Raw genomic sequence first — 21,486 nt, forward strand, 5'->3', positions numbered from 1 at the left:
TGAGCGACAAACAGCTGAACTACGAAACGATTTTGCTGGAAACCCACGGCCGCGTTGGCCTGATCACCCTCAACCGTCCTCAGGCGTTGAACGCGTTGAACGCGCAGATCGTCAGCGAACTGAACCAGGCCCTCGATGGTTTCGAGGCGGATGCGAACATCGGCTGTATCGTCCTGACCGGTTCGAAAAAGGCGTTTGCCGCGGGTGCCGACATCAAGGAAATGGCCGAGCTGACCTACCCGCAGATCTACCTCGACGACCTGTTCAGCGACAGCGACCGCGTCGCCAACCGCCGCAAGCCGATCATCGCGGCGGTCAACGGTTTTGCCCTGGGTGGCGGCTGTGAGCTGGCGCTGATGTGCGACTTCATCCTGGCCGGCGACAACGCCAGATTTGGCCAGCCGGAAATCAACCTCGGCGTGTTGCCGGGCATGGGCGGCACCCAACGCCTGACCCGCGCCGTGGGCAAGGCCAAGGCCATGGAAATGTGCCTGAGCGGGCGTTTGATCGATGCCGTGGAAGCGGAGCGTTGCGGCATCGTGGCGCGGATCGTGCCAAGCGATGAACTGTTGGACGAAGCGCTGAAAGTCGCGGCGTTGATCGCCAGGAAGTCGCTGCCGATTGCGATGATGGTCAAGGAAAGCGTCAACCGTGCCTTTGAAGTGAGCCTGGCCGAAGGCGTGCGCTTTGAGCGTCGGGTGTTCCATGCGGCGTTTGCGACGCAGGATCAGAAGGAAGGCATGGCGGCGTTTATTGCCAAGCGTGAGGCGGAGTTCGTCGGTAAGTAATGCGGCGTCTTCGCTGACGCTATCGCTGGCAAGCCAGCTCCCACAGGGTCCGGGGTGTACACAACATGTGTGAACAACCGAGAACACTGTGGGAGCTGGCTTGCCAGCGATGCCTTTAAGACTTCAAACCAGTTTACAGCCAAAAGATCGCAGCCTTCGGCAGCTCCCACAGGGGCCGGGGTGTACACAACATGTGTGAACAACCGAGAACACTGTGGGAGCTGGCTTGCCAGCGATGCCTTTAAGACTTCAAACCAGTTTACAGCCACAAGATCGCAGCCTTCGGCAGCTCCCACAGGTGCCGGGGTGTACACAACATGTGTGAACAACCGAGAACACTGTGGGAGCTGGCTTGCCAGCGATGCCTTTAACACTTCAAACCAGTTTACAGCCAAAAGATCGCAGCCTTCGGCAGCTCCTACAGGGTCCGGGGTGTACACAACATGTGTGAACAACCGAGAACACTGTGGGAGCTGGCTTGCCAGCGATGCCTTTAAGACTTCAAGCCAGTTTACAGCCACAAGATCGCAGCCTTCGGCAGCTCCCACAGGGGCCGGGGTGTACACAACATGTGTGAACAACCGAGAACACTGTGGGAGCTGGCTTGCCAGCGATGCCTTTAAGACTTCAAACCAGTTTACAGTCAAAAGATCGCAGCCTTCGGCAGCTCCCACAGGGGCCGGGGTGTACACAACATGTGTGAACAACCGAGAACACTGTGGGAGCTGGCTTGCCAGCGATGCCTTTAAGACTTCAAACCAGTTTACAGCCACAAGATCGCAGCCTTCGGCAGCTCCTACAGGGTCCGGGGTGTACACAACATGTGTGAACAACCGAGAACACTGTGGGAGCTGGCTTGCCAGCGATGCCTTTAAGACTTCAAACCAGGTAGTTCTTCAGTTCACGGGCAATCACCATCCGCTGAATCTCGCTTGAGCCTTCGTAGATCTGGGTGATCCGCGCATCGCGGTAGTACTTCTCCACCGGATAGTCTTCCAGATACCCGTACCCGCCATGAATCTGAATCGCGGACGAACAGACCTTTTCCGCCATTTCCGACGCAAACAGCTTGGCCTGTGACGCCTCCGACAGGCAGGGCTTGCCGGCTGTGCGCAGGCGCGCAGCGTGCAGGATCATCAACCGTGCGGCGTTCAGTTGCATGTGCATATCGGCCAGCAGGTTGGCGATGCTCTGGTGTTCATTGATTGTCTTGCCAAACTGCACCCGGTCGCGGGAGTAGGCCAGCGCCGCTTCAAATGCGGCGCGTGCGATGCCCAGCGCCTGGGCGGCGATGCCGATACGACCGCCTTCGAGGTTGGACAGGGCGATGGCCAGGCCTTTGCCGCGTTCACCCAGCAGATTGGCTTCGGGGATGGTGCAGTTGTTCAGGGTGACGGCGCAGGTGTCGGACGCGCGGATACCCATTTTGTGTTCAGTGCGGTCAACGATAAAACCGGCGGTATCGGTCGGTACCAGGAACGCCGAGATGCCACGTTTGCCCAGGTCCGGATCGGTCACGGCAAATACAATCGCCAGCTTGGCCCGCTTGCCGTTGCTGACGAATTGCTTGGCACCGTTGATCACCCATTGGCCGTCGCGCAGTTCGGCGCGGGTGCGCAGGTTGTGCGCTTCGGAACCGGCCTGGGGTTCGGTCAGGCAGAAGCAGCCGATGACCTTTCCGCTGGCCAGGTCCGCCAGCCAGGTCTGCTTCTGTTCTTCGCTGCCGTAGTTGAGCACCGGCCCGCAGCCCACGGAGTTGTGGATGCTCATGAAGGCGCCGGTAGCACCGTCGCCGGCGGAAATCTCTTCTACCGCCAGCGCATAGGCCACGTAGTCGACATAGGTGCCGCCCCATTCCTCGGGGACCACCATGCCCAACAGGCCCAGTTCACCCATCTTCGCCACCAGACCGTCATCGATCCAGCCGGCCTTTTCCCAGGCCTGGGCATGGGGCGCGATTTCGCCACGGGCAAAATCCCGGGCCATGTCGCGGATCATCACTTGCTCTTCGCTCAATTCGATATCGTGCATGGCTCAGCCCTCGTTCCGGTCAAACCCGCTGAAGAAGCTCGCCACGTGTTCGGCGTCCAGCGCCTGGAGGGTGGGCGGGTTCCAGCGTGGTGTCTTGTCTTTGTCGATCAGCAAGGCGCGCACGCCTTCGATCAGGTCGCCGCGCTCGAACCACTGGCGGTCCAGGTGCAGCTCAAGGGCGAAGCATTGTTCAAGGGGCAGCTCGCGTCCGCGACGGAGCATTTCCAGGGTGACGCCCATGGCCAGCGGCGAACGGGTTTCCAGCAGGTCGGCGGTGGTGACGGCCCACGCATGGCTGTCGGCGACCGTGACCTGGCGCAGTTGCTCCACAATACTCGGCACGTCGGGTTGGGCGAAGAAGTGGTCGATGGCCGGACGTAACGCACTCAACGGCGCGTCGGGCAGTTGCTGCACGGCGAGTGTTGCCAGCAAGCCTTGCAGGTCCTTGAGCGGCGTGTCATGCCATTCGAGCTGGTCGAGTTTTTCGTCCAGTGTGCCCAGCCTGGCGCTTTCGAGGTACCAGTCGGCCAGGCCGCAATACAGCGCATCGGCGGCGCGAATCTGCACGCCGCTGACGCCCAGGTAAATCCCCAGCTCACCGGGAACGCGCGGCAGGAAGTAACTGCCGCCAACGTCCGGGAAATAACCGATGCCGACTTCCGGCATCGCCAGACGGCTTTTTTCGGTGACCACGCGCAAGTCTGCGCCTTGCACCAGGCCCATGCCGCCACCGAGAACAAAACCGTCCATCAGCGCCAGCACCGGTTTGCGGTAATGGTGGATCGCGAGGTCGAGGGCGTATTCCTCGACGAAGAAATCTTCGTGCAGGGTGTCGCCGCTTTTGAAGCTGTCATGCAGCGAACGAATGTCGCCGCCGGCGCAGAAGGCTTTTTCGCCGGCACCGCGCAGGACCACCGCATGCACGTGCGGGTCGTGGGCCCAGGCGTCGAGCTGGCGGTGCAGGTTGCGCACCATGTCCAGGGTCAGGGCATTGAGGCCGGCGGGGCGGTTGAGGGTCAGGTGACCGATGTGGTTGCGAACCTCGGCCAGCACTTCGTTTTGCATGGCATCCATGGACAGCGTCCCCTTCGATGTAACCTGAGCAGTCATCACTAACTCCCTGCTTTTATTGTTCTTTATCGAGATGCTCGCGCGCGAGCGATGGCGGATCGTATCAGTGCAAATTTGCCGTGTACAAGCTGGATAAGTGCAGGTCATCTGTGCATTTTTGCATGTAGATGTCCGGCATTGTTACAGCGTAGACCACGGCGGATTCAGGCAAACGCCGCGAGCAGGTCTTCTTCGAAGGCCTTCTGCGCATCACCGGCCACCTGCGCCCGGTGCCGGGCCAGGTGAAACGCGACATCGAAACTCAAGTCGCTGCGCCGCACCGACCGCAGCAATCCCTTGTCTTCCCAGGTGCGGGCAAAGTGGCTGGGCAGATAACCGACATGCTTGCCGGACAGGATGAAGGCGAGGGTGCCTTCGACCTGTTCCGAACGGGCCGAACACCGCTCGCCCTGAAAGGGCTCGTCACTGCGCAGGAAACGGTAGGGGTGACCGACCCGGTCGCAGGCTTGCAGGTCCTGATCGCCCGGGTTCGCGTGGGTGAACAGCGGATGGCCGGGGGCGCAATACAGGTGCTGGGTTTCAATGAACAGTTCGCGGTAGTCAAACGCGCTTTGCACCTGCGAGAAGTAGCCGATGGCCAGGTCCAGCCGCTGTTGCAACAGCAAGCGCTCCATCTCGCCCGGCATGGCGCTGATCAGCTCGATGCGCACCGACTCGTCCCGTTCACGAAAGCGCCGGATCGCCTCGGCCACCCGCTGCAGGACCGATTGATCCAGCGCCTCGGACAGGCCCAGGCGCACTTCGCCGATCAAGCGCCCGGCGACGCCATTGGATTGATGGCGGAAGGCTTCGATGGACTCGAACAAGCCACGGGTGGCGCTGAGGAGTTGTTCGCCCTTGGGCGTGATCCTGAACCCGCCTTTGCCGCGACTGCACAGCCGATAGCCGAGGCGGGTTTCCAGTTTGGCCATTTGCTGGCTGATGCTCGACTGGCTCAACCCCAGCTGGCCCTGGGCGGCGCTGAAACCGCCGCACTCCACCACGCTGACAAACAGACGCAACAGGTGCAGGTCCAGATCATGCAGTTGGCCGAGCATCAAACATTACTTCCTAATAAAGTCAGGTTAATTAACTTGATATTTCACCAATGTATCCGACGACGCATCCTGCAACCACTTCCTCTGGTCAGGTGTTCGTCATGGCTCCCATGTTCAAGCTGTGTTTACCCGCGCTATTCCTTGCCATGGCCGCATCGGCCCAGGCCGAGGACAAGGTGGTCAATCTGTACAGTTGGGCCGATTACGTCGCCCCCGAAACCCTGCAACGGTTCGAACAGGAAACCGGCATCCATGTGCGCTACGACACCTTTGACTCTTCGGAAGTATTGGAGACCAAATTGCTCACCGGCGGCAGCGGTTATGACGTGGTGGTGCCGTCCTCCAGCGTACTGGCCCGGGGGCTTGCCGCCGGAGCGTTGAAACCGATTCCCCACGAAGGCCTCAAGGGGTACGCCAACCTCGATCCGGATTTGCTGGAAAAACTCGCCACTGTCGATCCCGGCAACCGCTACGGTGTGCCTTATACCTGGGGCACCCTGGGTTTGGGCATGAACGTCGAGGCGCTCAAGCAGCGCTTGCCGGACGTACCGCTCAACAGCCTGGACCTGCTGTTCAAACCCGAGTACGCGAGCAAGCTGAAGGATTGCGGCATCGCCATTCTCGATTCGCCCCAAGAGGTGATCGGACTCGCTTTGCATTACCTGGGTAAAGATCCCTACAGCACCGACAAGAACGATCTGTCAGCCGCCGAGGCGTTGTTGCGTCAGCTGCAGCCTAACGTGCTGTACGTCGCCACCGGGCGGCAGATCAGCGACCTGGCCAATGGCAGCGTGTGTTTGGCGTTGACCTACAACGGTGACGCGAGCATGGCTGCCGACCAAGCGCGCAAGGCCAGCAAACCCTATGAAATTGCCTACCGGATTCCCAGGGAGGGCACCCTCGTCTGGCAGGACAACCTGGCGATTCCCAAGGATGCGCCGCACCCCGAAGCCGCCCGTGCCTTTATCGAGTTCATGTTGCGCCCCGAATCGGTGGCGGCACTGACCAACACCCTGTTCTTCGCCACGGCGAACCAGGCCGCCACGCCGCTGGTGGATGAAGCGGTGCGCACCGACCCGGACATCTATCCGTTGGCCGATGTGCGTGAGCGGCTGTACGCCGACCGCAGCATGAACCTCAAGGACCTGCGTCAGCGCACCCGCCTGTGGACCACTTTCCGTAGTCGCCAATAACAAAAAGGAGCCTTCAATGGACGTCCCGATGCAAAACGATCAAGCCCTTACCCGTGACAGCCTCTATGGCACGGCCGCCGAAAGCACCTACGCCGGTATCACCAGTTTCATGCGTCGCCGCTACAGCCGTGACTTGCGCGGGGTCGACGTGGCGGTCAGCGGTGTGCCGTTCGACACCGCCACCAGCAACCGCCCCGGCGCACGCTTCGGACCACGGGGCATTCGCGCCGCCTCCGCCGGGATCGCCTGGGAACGGCACTGGCCGTGGGCCTTCGATCCGTTCGACCATCTGGCGGTGATCGATTTCGGCGATTGCAATTTCGATTACGGTTCGCCGCAATCGACGCCGGAGTGCATCGAGGCCCACGCCGAGCACATCCTCAACGCCGGCACGGCCATGCTGACCTTTGGCGGCGACCACTTCATCACCTATCCGCTGCTCAAGGCCCATGCCCGCAAGCACGGGGCATTGTCGCTGATCCACTTCGACGCCCACAGCGACACCTGGCCGGACGAAGAGGGCAAGCGCATCGACCACGGCACCATGTTCTGGCACGCGGCCAGGGAGGGGCTGGTCGACCCGTCGAGGTCGGTGCAAATCGGCTTGCGCACCACCAACGATGATCACCAGGGCTTTCAAGTGCTGGATGCGCGACAGGTGCATCGCCGTGGCTGCGAAGCGATTGTCGAGGCGATTCGCGCGCGGGTCGGCGATAACCCGGTGTACCTGACCTTCGACATCGACTGCCTCGATCCGGCGTTCGCACCCGGTACGGGAACGCCAGTCTGCGGCGGCTTGAGCACGGTGCAGGCACTGGAGATTCTCGGCGGATTACGCGGGATCAATCTGGTGGGCATGGACGTGGTGGAAGTGGCGCCGGCCTATGACAGTGCTGAGATCACCTCACTGGCGGCGGCGACATTAGCGATGGAGATGCTGTGTCTGTATGCGGCCAGACATAAGGTCGATCGGTAAAACACATTTCCCTGTGGGAGCGGGCTTGCTCGCGAAAGCGGTGTGTCAGTCAACAATAATGTCGACTGACCAGACGCCTTCGCGAGCAAGCCCGCTCCCACACTTTTGATAGGTGTCAGGCCACTGGAACGATTGGCAAGTCAAGGACCTGACCACCACTGAACCGCGCGAACGAACCGGCAATGGATTCGTGCGGCACGCCTTTGGCTACTTCACTGACGCCGTCCAGTCGCGCCATTTGCTCAGCACTCAACTGCACATCCAGCGCCCCCAACGTGGCGTCCAGCTGTTCACGAGTCCGCGACCCGAGGATCGGAATCAGCGCCGTGGTCGAGCGTTTGGCCTTTTCCCGCAACCAGGCAATGGCCACGTGGGTCGGGCTGGCGTCGCGTTCTGCGGCGACGTCGATCAAGGTGTCGAGCAGGGCGGTTTCGCGGGCGCTTTTTTCAGCATGAATCAGCACGCCGAGCTTGTTCGCGCGGTTGTCACCTTCACTGTTGCGATATTTACCCGTCAGGAAGCCGCCACCCAGGGGCGACCACAGCGTCGCGGCCAGGCCAAGGGCTTCGGCCATCGGCAGTTGTTCGCGCTCGGCGGTGCGTTCGGCGAGGCTGTATTCGACCTGGATCGCAGCGATCGGCGCAAAACCTCGGACTTCAGCCAGCAGGTCGGCGCGGGCGATGCGCCACGCGGGGAAGTTCGACAGCCCGGCATAGTGGATCTTGCCGGCACTGACCAGGTCGTCGAAGCCGCGCAGGATCTCTTCCATGGGGGTGACGCCGTCGCTCATGTGGGCCCAGAACAGGTCGATGTGATCGGTCTTCAGTCGTTTCAGGCTCTCTTCGACGGCGCGCACCATGTTCTTGCGGCTGTTGCCGGTGTGGGAAATGCCGGCCGCCGGTGTAGTCCCCAGGGTGTATTTGGTGGCGATGACCAGGCTATCCCGTTCGGCATTGATGAATTCGCTGAGCATGGCCTCGGACTGCCCGCCCTGATAGCCATTGGCGGTGTCGATGAAGTTGCCGCCGGCTTCCAGGTAGCCATCAAAAATGCGCCTGGCTTCGTCACGCTCGGCGCCATGCCCCCAACCGGTACCGAAATTACCGGCGCCCAAGGCCAGTTCGGACACTCGCAAGCCGGTTTTACGGCCGAAAACTTTGTAATGCATGGGATAACTCCAGAGGGATGACGGCAGGACTTATAAATGATGTGTGACATTTATAAAATATTATGCCAATCATTTAAATCGTCAAGGTGCTTTTCTTTCCTGCACAAAACCGCCGATCGCCGGTCACGTCATCAATGCGCAATGGCATACTGCCGCCCATGACTATCGAATCCCCTTTAAGCGCCTGGCAGCACGCGATCGAGCAAAAGGGCTTCGTCCAGGACGAGGCTCAGGAGCATGCCGTGTGGGCGCTGCAAAAATGCCACGAAGCGCTGCATGAAGGCCGCTCACCCATTTCCGGCGTGTACCTGTGGGGGCCGGTGGGGCGGGGTAAGACCTGGTTGATGGACCAGTTCTACCAAAGCCTGCGAGTACCGGCGCGGCGCCAGCACTTTCACCACTTCATGGGCTGGGTGCACCAGCGTTCGTTTCAACTGACCGGCACTGCCGACCCGCTCAAGGCGTTGGCCCGTGAGTTGTCCGAAGAAGTGCGCGTGCTGTGTTTTGACGAGTTGTTCGTCAATGACATCGGCGACGCGATCATTCTCGGGCGTCTGTTCCAGGTGATGTTCGAGCAGGGCGTCGTGGTGGTCTGCACCTCCAACCTGCCGCCGGACCAGTTGTACGCCGACGGTTTCAATCGCGACCGTTTCATGCCCGCCATCGCCGCGATCAAGCAACACATGCAGGTGATCGCGGTGGATGGCGGGGAAGACCATCGCCTGCATCCGGGGGCCGCTTCGCAGCGCTATTGGGTGACCGAGCCCGGCAAGCCCGGTGCGCTGGGCGAAGTGTTCCAGACGTTGAGCGCCGGCCAGTCGGCATCGAGCGAGCCGGTCCCGGTCGGTTACCGCTCGCTGGAGGTGGTCAAGGCCAGCCCGACCGTGCTCTGGACCCGCTACGCCGCGCTGTGCGAGCAACCCTTTGCGGCCATGGATTTCATCGCCCTGTGCGATACCTACGGCGCTATTCTGTTGGGGGACGTACCCAACCTCAGCGCGCAAAAACGTGCCGGGCGCATCGCCCGCGGTACCGAGGACGGTGTCGAGCGGGTGGCAGCGGGGGACCGCGAGTTGCCGCAATTGTCGGTGCATGACGACGGCGTAAGACGTTTCATCGCGCTGGTGGACGAGTGCTACGACCGCAAGGTGCCGCTGTACCTTGAGGCGCAAGTGCCGATGGTAGCGCTTTATACCGAGGGTTATCTGGAATTCCCGTTCCGGCGCACCCTCAGTCGATTACAGGAAATGCAGTTGCAACGGTTTGCCGAAGTCTGATCGGGAGCAGCACACATGAATCAGCCCCTGTCGCACCACCTGCTGACCATGGCTTATCAGAATGCCTGGGCCAACCACCGACTGGCCAAGGCCTGGAGGCAGTTGAGCCCGCAGGACTTGATCGCCGCACGGGTCAGCTTCTTCCCCAGCCTCCGCGCGACCCTCAACCACATCCTCACCTGCGACTGGTTTTATGTGGATGCCCTGGAGCGCGAAATGCGCGGCGATGATCCGCATCCCGATTGCCGAGTGTTTTTCAAGGAAGACGAACCCTGTCTCATCGCGTCGGACCTCGTTCGTGAACAGGCCCATGTCGACCGTCGATTGATCGCTTACTGCGAGCAACTGCGCGATGCCAGCCTCGGCAAAATCGTGACCATCGCCCGCGACAAGCCGCAACACGACAGCCGTTTGCGCCTGCTGTCCCATCTGTTCGAACACCAGATCCATCATCGCGGTCAGATTCACGCCATGCTCAGCGGCACCTCGGTCAAGCCACCGCAACTCGACGAGTTTTTCTGCGCCGGCGAGTCGCGCTTGCGGGCCGAAGATTTTGCCGAGCTGGGGTGGACGGAAGCATTGATCTGGGGTGCTTGAACGCCAAAGAATTAAGCGGTTGCGATTGTCGATACCCGGGTGCTCGCGCTATGGTCAGCCGGCACTTCAGCGTGAGATACATGCTGGGGGCTACTTCATGTGTGATCGAGGATGGAAATGGACTCCGCAGAAATTCTTGTGCTTCAGGCCAGCTACACCAATCCGGTGCATGCCGAGGCTATTTGTCTGGTGTTGAACCACTACGCCGAAGACCCGATGGGGGGCGGCCAGCCGTTGCCGGCCCATGTACTGGAGCAACTCCCGGCAGAGCTTGCCAGGCGTCCCCACGCTTTCAGTGTGCTGGCCTTTGTCGGGGGCGAGCCGGCCGGGCTGGTCAATTGCTTCGAGGGGTTCTCGACCTTTGCCTGCCGGCCGTTGGTCAATGTGCACGACGTGTCGGTGGTGAAAAAATTTCGCGGCTTGGGCTTGAGCCAGAAGATGCTGCAAAAGGTCGAGGACATCGCCCGTCAGCGTGGTTGCTGCAAGCTCACCCTGGAAGTGCTGGAAGGCAATGCCGTGGCGCAGGGCTCGTATGAAAAAGCCGGATTCGCCGCGGGCATGTTCGACCCGGCCCATGGACGCATGCTGTTCTGGACCAAGAGCCTCTAACTCGACAGAACCTTTTTTGGGCACGCTCCCCTGTAGGAGCTGGCTTGCCAGCGATGGTCGTTAACGATGACGCGGGTGAACTGGATGAACGCGGCGCGCTTGAGTCCATCGCCAGCAGGCTGGCTCCTACAGTGTCAATGTCCCGGGAATGCGTGAAGAACCCAAAAAAAGGGCGTCCATCAGGACGCCCAAACGTACTTCTGCGACTGTAGAGCCGCAGTCAGAGGATCATTTCGGTCTGTAGGTTTCTGTCATTTGTGCGGTTTGATCGTCAGGCACCCGGAGTTCGGTGCTCTGGATCGGATGGCCGAGGGCTGCTTGCTGGGCCAGTCGCAGACTTTCGTAGTAATAGCGCATGCGTTCGGCTCCACCTTCGGCGAATGCGCTGGTCGAGCCCAGCGCCATCAGGCCGGCGAGGATCACGGCGGTGCGTTTCATGGTATGCCTCCCACTAAAGATGTCGGATGCCTTTCGTCCATGAATCAATGAAGCAGTGTCGAAATGGCATTATCCGCCGATTCGCTTAAATGGGAATTAACTTCACCGTTGGCCTTCCCATGAAAAAGGGGCCGGAACCGGCCCCTCAAAGGATTACTGCTGAACGACCGCGGGTGACGTTTTCGGCTTCATCAGGCTGAAGTCGATCAACGCGCGCTGCTCACGCTCATAGGGGTTGCCGATCATCAATGGCCGGGCCTTGAAACTGTCGCTGGCCACACTCTTGCTGCGATCGAGTTCGTCGAAGCTCAGGCCTGCCAGATCGGCCCAGGTGTGGATCAGGTGCGAGCTGCTGTAAGGACGCGACAGATCGCCGGCGAGGTTCCAGTCATGGCTGGCCCGCCATTTCGGCGAAGCCCAGGCCATGAACGGAATGGTGTACATCGGTGCCGTCGGCTTGTTCTCGTTGCGCCCCAGGGTACTGTGACCTGCGGAATCGAACACGTCTTCGCCATGGTCGGAGAGGTACAGCAGGAAGCCGTTCGGATCGGTTTTGGCGTAGTCCTTGATCAGGCTGGACACCACGAAGTCGTTGTACAGCACGGCATTGTCATAGCTGTTGTACGTTGGCACCTGATCGTCACGTACGCCGGCCGGAACGCCATTGCGGTCCTGGAACTTGTCGAAGGTCGACGGGTAGCGGTACTGGTAGCTCATGTGCGTGCCGAGCAAATGCACGACGATGAGTTTGCGCGGTGCCCCGTCGGCCAGGGCCTTGTTGAACGGCTTGATCACGTCGCCGTCGTATTGAGCGGCGTTCTGGTTGCGGTTGTTGTTCAGGTACACCTGTTCGTCGGCCTGTTCGGAGAAGGTCGTGAGCATGGTGTTGCGCTTGGTCATGGTCTGCTGGTTGGTGATCCAGAAGGTTTTGTAACCGGCCTGTTTCATCATGCTGACCAGCGATGGCGTCGACAGGTACAGGTCCGGGTTTTCTTCGTCGGCGAAGGTCAGGACCTGTTGCAGCGCCTCGATGGTGTAGGGGCGCGGGGTGATGACGTTGTCGAAAACGTCCAGCTGATCCTTGAGCTTGTCCAGTTCCGGCGTGGTTTGCCGTGGGTAACCGTACAGGCTCATGCGCTGACGGTTGGTGGACTCGCCGATCACCAGCACCAGGGTCGCAGGCGTGTTGGCCGTGACATCCTTGAGGTTGTGCAGCGGTGCAATCCTGCTGGCGCTGTTGAGCATGTCCTGCATGCCAGCCAGGGTTTCCAGGTAACGGTGATAGGCCACGGCCATCTGCCATGGCACCGCCGGCTCGATGCGGGTTTCGAACTTGTCGAAGCCTTCGGCGAAACTGCCGGTGCGCGAGGTTTGCTTGATCAGCGGATAACCGACCACCGCCACGACAATGGCCACTGCTGCCGCGATGGCCTTGCCACGGGGCAGGTACACCGGGCGCAGGCGACTCCACAGGAAATAGGCAAAAGCGCTGTGAGCCAGGAACGCCGGGATCATCCACCAGGCAAAGTACTGGGTCATGTACTCGCCGGCTTCAGCCACGTTCGACTCGAACATGATGAAGATGACGCTCTGGGAAAATTCCTGCTGGTAAATGAAAAAGTAGCCCAGGCTCGCCATGGAGCACGCCCACAGCACGATGCCAATTGCGGCGGCCATGACACGGGTCTGTTTGGGGAACAGCAGCATCGGCGCCAGCCAGATCGCGCTCATGACGAAGGCCTGGCGGAATCCGGTAAACCCGGAGGTGCCCGTCAGTTGGATCAACAGTTGGGTAATGCCGGAAAAGTACCAGAAGAATGCAAACAGCCAGACGAATCCGGTCCAATCAAAACCTGCCGCAGTCGTTTTGCTGCGTTCGAACAAAGACATTCAGCGCTCCAGCCGAGAATTCACTACCACCGCCGGGACTTGGAGATCGCGGACGACGAACGAGGGCCGCGCGGAACCGGGCGGCCTGAAACTTGTAATTATCGTGAGACAATTGTGAAAATTTCGTGAGTTGTCGCAGATGGCAGGGCGTGAGCCGGTGCGGAAGCAGTGCAGACTGCTCCCGCTTGAGAGGGGGGAATCAGGCGAGTGGGGCGCGTTGCACCGCAGCCAGGGGCTGCGTCTGACCCGTTTGCAGCAGCAGTCGCAACTGCGCCAGCTCCTGTTTCAATTGATCGCGTTCGTCCTTTAACTGACGCAATTCATCGCGACGGATAGTGACGTAAAGGGTTTGTGCTGGCAGTGCGGTATGTACTGTGCCCATTGCTCACCTCGCAAATGGCGTGTCTCAACTGTAGAGCCGCGTCGAAATCAACGGCTGATCTACTATCGGCGCCAATTTTGATTTCTTTTGCTCCCGAAGGGAACTTTTTTATTTTTCATTGTCGTTGTGTCTTCGGCTTGATTCCCGACGTTATCCATCAGGATCGGGCACAATGCCCGGAAACTTCACGCCAACGCTCTGGACTAACCTCATGAGTCGCGTTGGGCTATAACCTTTGACACACATTTTATTTGTAGTAGGGAGCATCAGCACATGCAACTCGGGATTATTGGACTGGGCCGCATGGGCGGCAATATTGCGCGGCGCCTGATGCTCAACGGGCACACCACCGTTGTTTATGATCGCAATACCGCCTTTGTCGAAGCCCTGTCCGCTGAGGGTTCCACCGGCGTCACGGATCTGCCAGCGCTGGTCGCTGGCCTGGCCAGGCCGCGTGCGGTGTGGGTCATGCTGCCGGCAGGCGCGCCTACCGAAGAGACCATCGACACCCTGAGCAACTTGCTCGAAGCCGGCGACACCATCATCGACGGCGGCAACACCTTCTATAAGGACGATATCCGCCGGGCCAGGACCCTGGCGGAAAAAGGCCTGCATTACATCGACGTCGGTACATCCGGCGGCGTCTGGGGCCTGGAGCGTGGCTACTGCATGATGATCGGCGGCGATGCCGCGACCGTTAAGCGTCTCGACCCGCTGTTCGCAACCCTGGCCCCGGGCATGGGTGACATCCCGCGTACCAAGGACCGCAAGTCCGACGACGATCGTGCCGAGCGTGGCTACATTCACGCAGGTCCCGCCGGCGCCGGGCATTTCGTGAAGATGATCCATAACGGCATCGAATACGGAATGATGCAGGCCTTCGCCGAAGGCTTCGACATCCTGCAGACCAAAAACAGCGAAAGCCTGCCAGCGGACCAGCGTTTCGACCTGAACGTCGCCGACATCGCCGAAGTCTGGCGTCGTGGCAGCGTGGTGTCCTCGTGGTTGCTCGACCTGACCGCCGATGCCCTGGCCAGTGATCCGAAGCTCGACGGTTTCTCCGGGTCGGTGGCTGACAGTGGTGAAGGCCGCTGGACCATCGAAGCGGCGATGGAGCAAGCGGTGCCGGTGCCGGTGCTGTCGAACTCGCTGTTTTCCCGCTACCGCTCGCGCGGCCAGGGCACCTTTGGCGACAAGGTTCTCTCGGCCCAGCGCTTCGGCTTCGGCGGCCATGTGGAGACCTCGAAAAAATGACCCACGTGATCCGCAGGAAATCCAAGGCTGAGCCTGCACCCGCGACGACGCTGTTTCTGTTTGGCGCCCATGGTGACCTGGTCAAGCGTCTGTTGGTGCCGGCGCTGTATAACCTCAAGCGCAACGGGCTGCTCGGGGATGGACTGCGGATCATCGGCGTTGACCACAACGCCATCAGCGATGAAGGCTTTGCGCAAAAGCTCGAAGACTTCATTCGAAACGAGATGGCTGGCAAGGGTGATCACACCCTTGATCCAGTGGTCTGGTCCAAACTTGCCAAAGGCATCAGCTACGTCCAGGGCGACTTCCTGGACGACAGCACTTATCAAGCGCTGGCGGCGAAAATCGCCGACAGCGGAACCGGCAATGCGGTGTTCTACCTGGCCACCGCGCCGCGTTTCTTCAGTGAGGTGGCGCGCCGACTCGGTGCCGCCGGCTTGCTGGAAGAAACTCCCGAGGCCTTCAGAAGGGTGGTGATCGAAAAGCCCTTCGGCTCCGACCTGCAAACGGCCGAGGCCTTGAATGCCTGCCTGCTCAAGGTGATGACGGAAAAGCAGATCTACCGGATCGATCACTATCTGGGCAAAGAGACCGTGCAGAACATTCTGGTCAGCCGGTTCTCCAACAGCCTGTTCGAAGCGTTCTGGAACAATCACTACATCGACCACGTGCAGATCACCGCCGCTGAAACCGTCGGCGTGGAAACCCGTGGCAGTTTTTATGAGCACACGGGTGCGCTGCGGGACATGGTGCCCAATCACCTGTTCCAGTTGCTGGCGATGGTGGCGATGGAACCTCCCGCCGCGTTTGGCGCCGATGCGGTGCGCGGCGAAAAAGCCAAGGTCGTCGGCGCGATCAGGCCCTGGACGGTCGAAGAGGCCCGCGCCAACTCGGTGCGCGGTCAATACGCCGCGGGTGAAATCGACGGCAAGGCACTGCCGGGCTATCGCCAGGAAGACAAGGTCGCACCCGACAGCAATACCGAAACCTATGTGGCCCTGAAGGTCATGATCGATAACTGGCGCTGGGTGGGGGTGCCGTTCTACCTGCGCACCGGCAAGCGCATGAGCGTGCGTGACACCGAGATCGTCATCTGTTTCAAGCCGGCGCCCTATGCGCAGTTTCGCGATACCGAGGTCGATGAGCTGCAGCCGACCTATTTGCGCATTCAGATCCAGCCGAACGAAGGCATGTGGTTCGACCTGTTGGCCAAACGTCCCGGTCAGGCCCTGAAAATGGACAACATCGAGCTGGGGTTTGCCTACAAGGATTTCTTCGAGATGCAGCCGTCCACGGGTTACGAAACCCTGATCTACGATTGCCTGACCGGCGATCAGACGTTGTTCCAGCGCGCCGACAACATCGAAAACGGCTGGCGCGCCGTGCAGCCGTTCCTCGATGCCTGGCAGCAGGACGCCAGCGTGCAGAGCTATGCCGCCGGGGAAAACGGCCCGAAGGCCGGCGAAGAATTGCTCACCCGTGACGGTCGCATCTGGCACCGCCTCGGATAATGTAGGAGCGAGCTTGCTCGCGATAGCGGTCTGTCAGACACTTGGATGTGAATGTGCCGCCGCTATCGCGAGCAAGCTCGCTCCCACAGGGTCGGGGGATTACAGCCAGTAACTCACCGCATACCAGCCCAATACCCCCATCACCACGGTGTACGGCAACGCCATCCAGACCATCCGCCCGTAAGACAGGCGCACCAGCGGTGCGATCGCCGAAGTCAGCAAGAACAGGAACGCCGCCTGGCCGTTGGGCGTCGCCACGCTCGGCAGGTTGGTGCCGGTGTTGATCGCAATGGCCAGCGTCTCGAAATGATCACGGGTCATCTCACCGGCCATGAATGCGCGCTTCACTTCGGTGATGTAAATGGTCGCGACGAACACGTTGTCACTGATGGCTGACAGCAGGCCGTTGGCAATGAACAGCATCCCCGGTTGTTGGTCCGCCGGCAGCGCGAGTACCCAGTGAATCAACGGTGAGAACAATTGCTGGTCGTGAATCACCGCGACCACGGCGAAAAATACCACCAACAAGGCAGTAAACGGCATGGCGTCCTTGAACGCGGTGCCGAGGCGGTGTTCGTCGGTGATGCCGGTAAACGCGGTGATCAACACGATCACCATCAAGCCGATCAAGCCCACTTCGGCGATGTGAAACGCCAGCCCGGTAATCAGAATCAATGCGGCAGCGCCTTGTACCACAAGTGCTGCACGTTGGCGGGCGGTGCGTTCGGCATTGTCTTCGGCGGCGTAGTTGGCCAGCACCGCACGGACGTTATCCGGCAGCAGCGTGCCGTATCCGAACCAGCGCAGTTTTTCCAGCAGGACGCATGTCACCAGGCCTGCAACCAGTACCGGCAGGGATACTGGCGCAACCTTGGTGAAGAATTCGGAGAAATGCCAACCCATCTCATGGCCGATCAGCAGGTTCTGCGGCTCGCCAACCAGCGTACACACACCGCCCAGTGCGGTGCCCACGGCACCGTGCATCAGCAGGCTGCGCAGAAAGGCGCGGAACTGTTCGAGATCGCCCTGATGCAGGGTCGGCAGAAGTTTGTCGTCGCTGTACTCGCTGTCCTGGCGCGGGTCATTACCCGAGGCAACGCGGTGATACACCGAATAAAAGCCTACGGCGGCACTGATGATCACGGCGGTCACGGTCAAGGCATCGAGGAACGCCGACAGAAAGGCCGACAAAAAGCAGAACATCAGGGCCAGCGCGGCCTTGGAGCGAACCCCCAACAGCAGGCGCGAGAACAGGTACAGCAGCAAGTCCTTCATGAAGTAGATACCGGCCACCATGAACATCAGCAGCAGGATCACCGGGAAGTTGTGCAGCAACTCGTCATACAGCGCCTGGGGCGTGGTCATCTTCAGCAGCAGGGCTTCAATCAACAACAGGCCACCGGGCATCAGCGGATAACACTTGAGCGCCATGGCCAGGGTGAAGATGAACTCCAGCACCAGCAGCCAGCCGGCCGCCACCGGACCTGCGGTCCACAGGACCAGGGCATTGAGAATCAGAAAGCCGACGATGCAGGCCTTGTACCAACGGGGCGAATGCCCGAGAAAGTTGTGCGCGAACGCCTGGGCCATTGAACCGGACATCGGCTGCTCCTTGTTTTAAGAAGCGCGCAACTTGCCGCAAGCGGGGGAGAAGATCAAGCGCAGGAAAAATGCACGTGACTACCCCTGATAGCGAGCGATGACTGCCTTGTAGTTTCCATGCAGTGAATAGCCGCCGACGACGATGTTTCCATCGGCCTGCGCCGCGACACAGGTGGCAGTATCCAGGCTCGGGCCGAGGCGGGTACGCGTATAGCCGCGGCCGTCGCCAAAGCGGCAATCGGGATGGCCGTCGGGCAGGTATCGACCGACAATGTAGTCTGCTTCAACGCCACCGATGGTTGCGCCCGCCGTCAGCACACCGCCATCGGGCTGTAACTGCGCGGCACTCCACTGGCAGCCGCTATGGCCAATTACCAGACGTTGCGGCTGGCCGCCGTTGCAGTGGTTGTCGGGGCGGCCGTTGCTGTGCATCTTGAACGTCAGGCAGTGCATCGGCTCGCGACTGCTGCCAAAACACAAGACGTCGCCATTGATTTGCTGGACCACCTGACTGACCCGGGCGCCATGCCCCTGCACCTTGAATGTGAGGAATCCGTCCACGGCGAAACTGTCGTCGAGACGGCCGTCGACGTGGTAGCGCGCCAGCAAGCCTTCCTCAGGGAAGTTGATCGATCCACCCACCAGAACCCGGCCGTCCGCTTGCACCGTCAGACTGCTGAGCCAGGTATTCATCAGCAGGTGCCGGACCACCACAAAGCCACGGCCATTGAACGAGCAGTCCAGCGAACCTTCGACATCCAGCCGTATCAACAGGCCCACGTGATCGGCCAGTTCGAAGTGATGGTTGGCCAGAATCAGGATCCGGCCGTCTCGCTGTACGTCCACATCGCAGGCCTCAGCGCCCGGCACACCGGGAGGCAGCCAGATATCGCGCACACCGAGGGACAGACCGCCAGGCAATCGCACGACGCAGCGGCCATTATCGCCAAAGCTTCGAACCAGGCGACCCTCTTGATCGAGCAATGCCAGGCCCGGGAGCGTGCGGTGGGCGTTTTCGTATTGCAGGCCGGCCAACAGGATATTGCCGTCGGGCATGAGCAAAACTTTGGCGCCCATGGCTTCGAACCCGGGTTCGAATTGCCCGATGACGCTGCCTTGCCTGCCGAACGCCAGGTCTGCCGAACCATCCTCCAGCAAGCGGGCCAGGCCAAAGCGGCTGCCATCGGCCATGGTGACCTTTGCCGCCACCAGCATACGGCCCCGGGCATCGATTGCGACGTCGTTGGCCATGCTGGAGAGGCTGTCGGCGAAATACACCTGGGTTTTGCCGTTGCCTGCAAACGTCGTATCGAGAGTGCCGGCAGTGTTCCGGACGGTGGAGCAGGCAATGGCGGACTGGATTGACATGAACCGCATCTCCTTGCGAGTCGTCCTGGTCCAGAAGTTTGGCTGGCGACTTTGTAAGGAGAATATTCAATCCCTGATTGGGGAGATGCACAACGGTATGAACTAACAGACGGAGAGTCGTTGTGTGCCACAACAGTGTCTTTTCGAACCATTGGCAAGCCTGCAAAGTATCAGGCGCAAGAAGTTCAAACTAATGGGGCAATGAGTGCGTAGGGGCGAACACGATGAGCCCAACTAAAAGACGGGGGAGGGCGCGGATTACCCCGGAGTAATCCGCAAAACGGTTAGTGCGGCATCGACCACGACTGCAGTGTGTAACCTTCCTCGCTCAATTCGGCGCGGGCCTGTTCCAGCAGCAATTCGAGTTGTGCGGGATCGGAATAAGCGCTGCTTGGGATCTGCTTGCGGCCAATGCTGGTGCTGGTGCGGTCGATAACGGTCAGGCTGAGTTCGCCATTACCGTCTTGTGGAGCCCAGGCCACGCATTTGAATGGTTTAAATGCGCGGTCGGCAATCAAAAGTGCCTCGTTGATACGGAGCGGGGCGTTCATAGGGTCTTCTCTCTGTGTGCCCAATCAAGTGATGTGCCGTCGGTTGGGCTTACCGTTCGGCTGGTTACTTGTACTGATGCCCGCAACCGGGGTCCGGGTCACACACAATCAAAAGAAATTTCGACTTTATTTCATAGGCTCAAGATTGAGCCCGGTATTGAAAGCTGCATGAAAGGAAAGAGTCGTTAGGTAACTATCAAAGTCGCGTCTTATAACTGGATGTATCGCAATCCTATAGTCAAACGATACAAGGGTCTGTCAAGTTCTTGCTAATGTTACAGTTAGGTCCGCCAAATGATTGTTTTTACTAAATTTTCTAAAAATTGGCGCCAAGGATCAGTCATGAGCGATGTGCCAGCTTCACGACGTCTATTAGTGGTGGACCCCTGTGACGATTGCTATCGTCTGCTCCCTGGATTGCGCGCTATCGGTTGGGATGTTGACAGCTGCACGCTGGAGCACGCCACTGACCGAACCTGTGACGTGGGCTTGATACGCCTGCAGCCGTATCATCTTGAGCACCCGGAAGCCGTCAAGGAATTGATCAGCCGCAGTGGCGCAGAGTGGATAGCCGTACTCAACCAGGAGGTGCTGCGGCTGCAAAATGTCGGCGACTTCGTCTGTGAGTGGTTTTTTGACTTTCATACCTTGCCGTTCGATGTGTCCAGGGTTCAGGTAACGCTGGGCCGGGCATTTGGCATGGTGCGATTGCGTGGGCAGGGTACGGTGCATGTCGACCAGCCCGAGCACGAATTGCTCGGCGACAGCAAACCTGTGCGTGAACTGCGAAAACTGTTGAGCAAACTGGCTCCGACCGAATCTCCGGTATTGATTCGCGGTGAAAGCGGCACCGGCAAGGAATTGGTCGCACGAACCCTGCATCGCCTGTCCCAGCGTCACAGCAAACCCTTCATCGCGATCAATTGTGGTGCGATTCCCGAACACTTGATCCAGTCCGAGTTGTTCGGCCATGAGAAAGGCGCATTTACCGGCGCACATCAACGCAAGGTCGGACGAATAGAAGCCGCTAACGGTGGCACCCTGTTTCTCGACGAGATCGGTGACCTGCCACTGGAGTTGCAGGCCAATCTGCTACGGTTCCTCCAGGAAAAACACATCGAGCGGGTGGGCGGCAGTCAGCCGATTCCGGTCGATGTGCGGGTGCTGGCGGCGACGAATGTCGACCTTGAAGCCGCTATCGCGAAGAAACGCTTTCGCGAAGACTTGTATTACCGCCTGAACGTACTGCAAGTGGTGACCGTTCCGCTGCGCGAGCGCCATGGCGACTTGTCGATGCTGGCCAATCACTTTTCCCATTTCTACAGCCGTGAAACCGGACGTCGCCCCCGCAGTTTCAGCGAAGACGCCTTGATTGCCATGGGTAAACACGACTGGCCAGGCAATGTTCGTGAGTTGGCCAATCGCGTTCGTCGTGGACTGGTATTGGCCGAAGGCCGGCAGATCGAAGCCCGCGACCTGGGGTTGATCAGTCAACACGCAATTGCCGCGCCGATGGGCACCCTCGAAGAATACAAGACCCGGGCCGAACGTCAGGCGTTGTGCGATGTATTGAACCGCCACAGCGATAATTTGAGTGTCGCCGCCAAAGTATTGGGCGTGTCACGTCCGACGTTCTACCGGTTGTTGCACAAGCATCAGATTCGTTGAATTCCAATCTTCATT

General features: G+C 59.9%; 20 protein-coding genes. 10 read left to right on the plus strand and 10 right to left on the minus strand.

Features of this window, described 5'->3' with window-relative positions; all coding sequences use genetic code 11:
* The first annotated feature begins 14 nt into the window (after positions 1-14).
* Complete coding sequence (locus AB7M25_RS14410; protein WP_429387695.1) at positions 15-788, plus strand: enoyl-CoA hydratase; 774 nt, start codon at positions 15-17, stop codon at positions 786-788.
* Positions 789-1,667: 879 nt separating this feature from the next.
* On the opposite strand, the gene AB7M25_RS14415 is transcribed toward AB7M25_RS14410, so the two are convergent.
* The 3 genes from AB7M25_RS14415 to AB7M25_RS14425 form a co-directional block, all read right to left on the minus strand.
* Positions 1,668-2,819: an acyl-CoA dehydrogenase family protein gene (locus AB7M25_RS14415; RefSeq protein WP_007970104.1), complete on the minus strand. Its 1,152-nt coding sequence runs from the start codon at positions 2,817-2,819 to the stop codon at positions 1,668-1,670.
* Between the two features lie 3 nt (positions 2,820-2,822).
* Positions 2,823-3,929: an enoyl-CoA hydratase/isomerase family protein gene (locus AB7M25_RS14420; protein WP_454237499.1), complete on the minus strand. Its 1,107-nt coding sequence runs from the start codon at positions 3,927-3,929 to the stop codon at positions 2,823-2,825.
* Between the two features lie 164 nt (positions 3,930-4,093).
* A complete protein-coding gene (locus AB7M25_RS14425; RefSeq protein WP_429518661.1) occupies positions 4,094-4,987 on the minus strand; it encodes a LysR family transcriptional regulator in 894 nt (297 codons plus the stop codon).
* Positions 4,988-5,088: 101 nt separating this feature from the next.
* Here AB7M25_RS14425 and AB7M25_RS14430 point away from each other — a divergent pair, with 101 nt between their 5' ends.
* A complete protein-coding gene (locus AB7M25_RS14430; RefSeq protein ID WP_454237500.1) occupies positions 5,089-6,180 on the plus strand; it encodes a polyamine ABC transporter substrate-binding protein in 1,092 nt (363 codons plus the stop codon).
* A gap of 16 nt (positions 6,181-6,196) precedes the next feature.
* A complete protein-coding gene (gene speB / locus AB7M25_RS14435; protein ID WP_007970108.1) occupies positions 6,197-7,156 on the plus strand; it encodes an agmatinase in 960 nt (319 codons plus the stop codon).
* A gap of 115 nt (positions 7,157-7,271) precedes the next feature.
* On the opposite strand, the gene AB7M25_RS14440 is transcribed toward speB, so the two are convergent.
* Positions 7,272-8,324, minus strand: coding sequence for an aldo/keto reductase (locus tag AB7M25_RS14440; RefSeq protein ID WP_454237501.1), 1,053 nt, complete (start codon positions 8,322-8,324; stop codon positions 7,272-7,274).
* Between the two features lie 158 nt (positions 8,325-8,482).
* On the opposite strand from AB7M25_RS14440, the gene zapE reads away from it, so the two are divergent.
* From zapE to AB7M25_RS14460, 4 genes are all read left to right on the plus strand, one after another.
* Complete coding sequence (gene zapE, locus AB7M25_RS14445) at positions 8,483-9,601, plus strand: cell division protein ZapE (RefSeq protein WP_454237502.1); 1,119 nt, start codon at positions 8,483-8,485, stop codon at positions 9,599-9,601.
* 15 nt (positions 9,602-9,616) lie between these two features.
* Positions 9,617-10,198: a DinB family protein gene (locus tag AB7M25_RS14450; protein ID WP_454237503.1), complete on the plus strand. Its 582-nt coding sequence runs from the start codon at positions 9,617-9,619 to the stop codon at positions 10,196-10,198.
* Positions 10,199-10,315: 117 nt separating this feature from the next.
* Complete coding sequence (locus AB7M25_RS14455; protein ID WP_015094987.1) at positions 10,316-10,807, plus strand: GNAT family N-acetyltransferase; 492 nt, start codon at positions 10,316-10,318, stop codon at positions 10,805-10,807.
* A gap of 53 nt (positions 10,808-10,860) precedes the next feature.
* Complete coding sequence (locus AB7M25_RS14460; protein ID WP_454237504.1) at positions 10,861-11,019, plus strand: hypothetical protein; 159 nt, start codon at positions 10,861-10,863, stop codon at positions 11,017-11,019.
* A 16-nt stretch (positions 11,020-11,035) separates the two neighbouring features.
* Here AB7M25_RS14460 and AB7M25_RS14465 read toward each other — a convergent pair whose 3' ends face one another.
* The 3 genes from AB7M25_RS14465 to AB7M25_RS14475 form a co-directional block, all read right to left on the minus strand.
* A complete protein-coding gene (locus AB7M25_RS14465; RefSeq protein ID WP_429387525.1) occupies positions 11,036-11,245 on the minus strand; it encodes a hypothetical protein in 210 nt (69 codons plus the stop codon).
* A gap of 153 nt (positions 11,246-11,398) precedes the next feature.
* Positions 11,399-13,135 carry a phosphoethanolamine transferase CptA gene (locus AB7M25_RS14470; protein WP_429387523.1) on the minus strand — a complete coding sequence of 579 codons (1,737 nt, stop codon included), beginning with the start codon at positions 13,133-13,135 and terminating at the stop codon, positions 11,399-11,401.
* Positions 13,136-13,334: 199 nt separating this feature from the next.
* On the minus strand, positions 13,335-13,517 hold the full coding sequence (locus tag AB7M25_RS14475) for a DUF6026 family protein (RefSeq protein WP_007970071.1): 183 nt from the start codon (positions 13,515-13,517) through the stop codon (positions 13,335-13,337).
* 249 nt (positions 13,518-13,766) lie between these two features.
* On the opposite strand from AB7M25_RS14475, the gene gnd reads away from it, so the two are divergent.
* Both gnd and zwf read left to right on the plus strand, forming a co-directional pair.
* Complete coding sequence (gene gnd, locus AB7M25_RS14480; RefSeq protein WP_429387692.1) at positions 13,767-14,771, plus strand: phosphogluconate dehydrogenase (NAD(+)-dependent, decarboxylating); 1,005 nt, start codon at positions 13,767-13,769, stop codon at positions 14,769-14,771.
* Positions 14,768-16,282 (plus strand): glucose-6-phosphate dehydrogenase, encoded by a 1,515-nt coding sequence (gene zwf, locus AB7M25_RS14485; RefSeq protein ID WP_429387519.1) that lies wholly within the window; start codon positions 14,768-14,770, stop codon positions 16,280-16,282. The genes gnd and zwf overlap by 4 nt, the downstream gene beginning before the upstream one ends.
* 99 nt (positions 16,283-16,381) lie before the next feature.
* Here the strand turns inward: zwf and nhaB are convergent, their stop codons facing one another.
* The 3 genes from nhaB to AB7M25_RS14500 form a co-directional block, all read right to left on the minus strand.
* Entirely contained in the window at positions 16,382-17,884 is a 1,503-nt protein-coding gene (nhaB, locus tag AB7M25_RS14490) for a sodium/proton antiporter NhaB (RefSeq protein ID WP_429387517.1), read from the minus strand.
* 78 nt (positions 17,885-17,962) lie between these two features.
* Positions 17,963-19,252: an NHL repeat-containing protein gene (locus AB7M25_RS14495; RefSeq protein WP_429518650.1), complete on the minus strand. Its 1,290-nt coding sequence runs from the start codon at positions 19,250-19,252 to the stop codon at positions 17,963-17,965.
* Positions 19,253-19,536: 284 nt separating this feature from the next.
* Positions 19,537-19,803, minus strand: coding sequence for a hypothetical protein (locus AB7M25_RS14500; RefSeq protein ID WP_007970062.1), 267 nt, complete (start codon positions 19,801-19,803; stop codon positions 19,537-19,539).
* Positions 19,804-20,145: 342 nt separating this feature from the next.
* On the opposite strand from AB7M25_RS14500, the gene AB7M25_RS14505 reads away from it, so the two are divergent.
* Entirely contained in the window at positions 20,146-21,471 is a 1,326-nt protein-coding gene (locus AB7M25_RS14505) for a sigma-54 dependent transcriptional regulator (protein ID WP_104447235.1), read from the plus strand.
* Positions 21,472-21,486: the final 15 nt, after the last annotated feature.

Source organism: Pseudomonas sp. AP3_22 TE3818, assembly GCF_053628995.1.

Bases quoted from the DNA above. Each gene is read 5' to 3' on its own strand.
- AB7M25_RS14415 (WP_007970104.1), bottom strand. From the start codon at position 2,819: ATGCACGATATCGAATTGAGCGAAGAGCAAGTGATGATCCGCGACATG.
- AB7M25_RS14420 (WP_454237499.1), bottom strand. From the start codon at position 3,929: ATGACTGCTCAGGTTACATCGAAGGGGACGCTGTCCATGGATGCCATG.
- AB7M25_RS14425 (WP_429518661.1), bottom strand. From the start codon at position 4,987: ATGCTCGGCCAACTGCATGATCTGGACCTGCACCTGTTGCGTCTGTTT.
- AB7M25_RS14430 (WP_454237500.1), top strand. From the start codon at position 5,089: ATGGCTCCCATGTTCAAGCTGTGTTTACCCGCGCTATTCCTTGCCATG.
- speB (WP_007970108.1), top strand. From the start codon at position 6,197: ATGGACGTCCCGATGCAAAACGATCAAGCCCTTACCCGTGACAGCCTC.
- AB7M25_RS14440 (WP_454237501.1), bottom strand. From the start codon at position 8,324: ATGCATTACAAAGTTTTCGGCCGTAAAACCGGCTTGCGAGTGTCCGAA.
- zapE (WP_454237502.1), top strand. From the start codon at position 8,483: ATGACTATCGAATCCCCTTTAAGCGCCTGGCAGCACGCGATCGAGCAA.
- AB7M25_RS14450 (WP_454237503.1), top strand. From the start codon at position 9,617: ATGAATCAGCCCCTGTCGCACCACCTGCTGACCATGGCTTATCAGAAT.
- AB7M25_RS14455 (WP_015094987.1), top strand. From the start codon at position 10,316: ATGGACTCCGCAGAAATTCTTGTGCTTCAGGCCAGCTACACCAATCCG.
- AB7M25_RS14460 (WP_454237504.1), top strand. From the start codon at position 10,861: ATGGTCGTTAACGATGACGCGGGTGAACTGGATGAACGCGGCGCGCTT.
- AB7M25_RS14465 (WP_429387525.1), bottom strand. From the start codon at position 11,245: ATGAAACGCACCGCCGTGATCCTCGCCGGCCTGATGGCGCTGGGCTCG.
- AB7M25_RS14470 (WP_429387523.1), bottom strand. From the start codon at position 13,135: ATGTCTTTGTTCGAACGCAGCAAAACGACTGCGGCAGGTTTTGATTGG.
- AB7M25_RS14475 (WP_007970071.1), bottom strand. From the start codon at position 13,517: ATGGGCACAGTACATACCGCACTGCCAGCACAAACCCTTTACGTCACT.
- zwf (WP_429387519.1), top strand. From the start codon at position 14,768: ATGACCCACGTGATCCGCAGGAAATCCAAGGCTGAGCCTGCACCCGCG.
- nhaB (WP_429387517.1), bottom strand. From the start codon at position 17,884: ATGTCCGGTTCAATGGCCCAGGCGTTCGCGCACAACTTTCTCGGGCAT.
- AB7M25_RS14495 (WP_429518650.1), bottom strand. From the start codon at position 19,252: ATGTCAATCCAGTCCGCCATTGCCTGCTCCACCGTCCGGAACACTGCC.
- AB7M25_RS14500 (WP_007970062.1), bottom strand. From the start codon at position 19,803: ATGAACGCCCCGCTCCGTATCAACGAGGCACTTTTGATTGCCGACCGC.
- AB7M25_RS14505 (WP_104447235.1), top strand. From the start codon at position 20,146: ATGAGCGATGTGCCAGCTTCACGACGTCTATTAGTGGTGGACCCCTGT.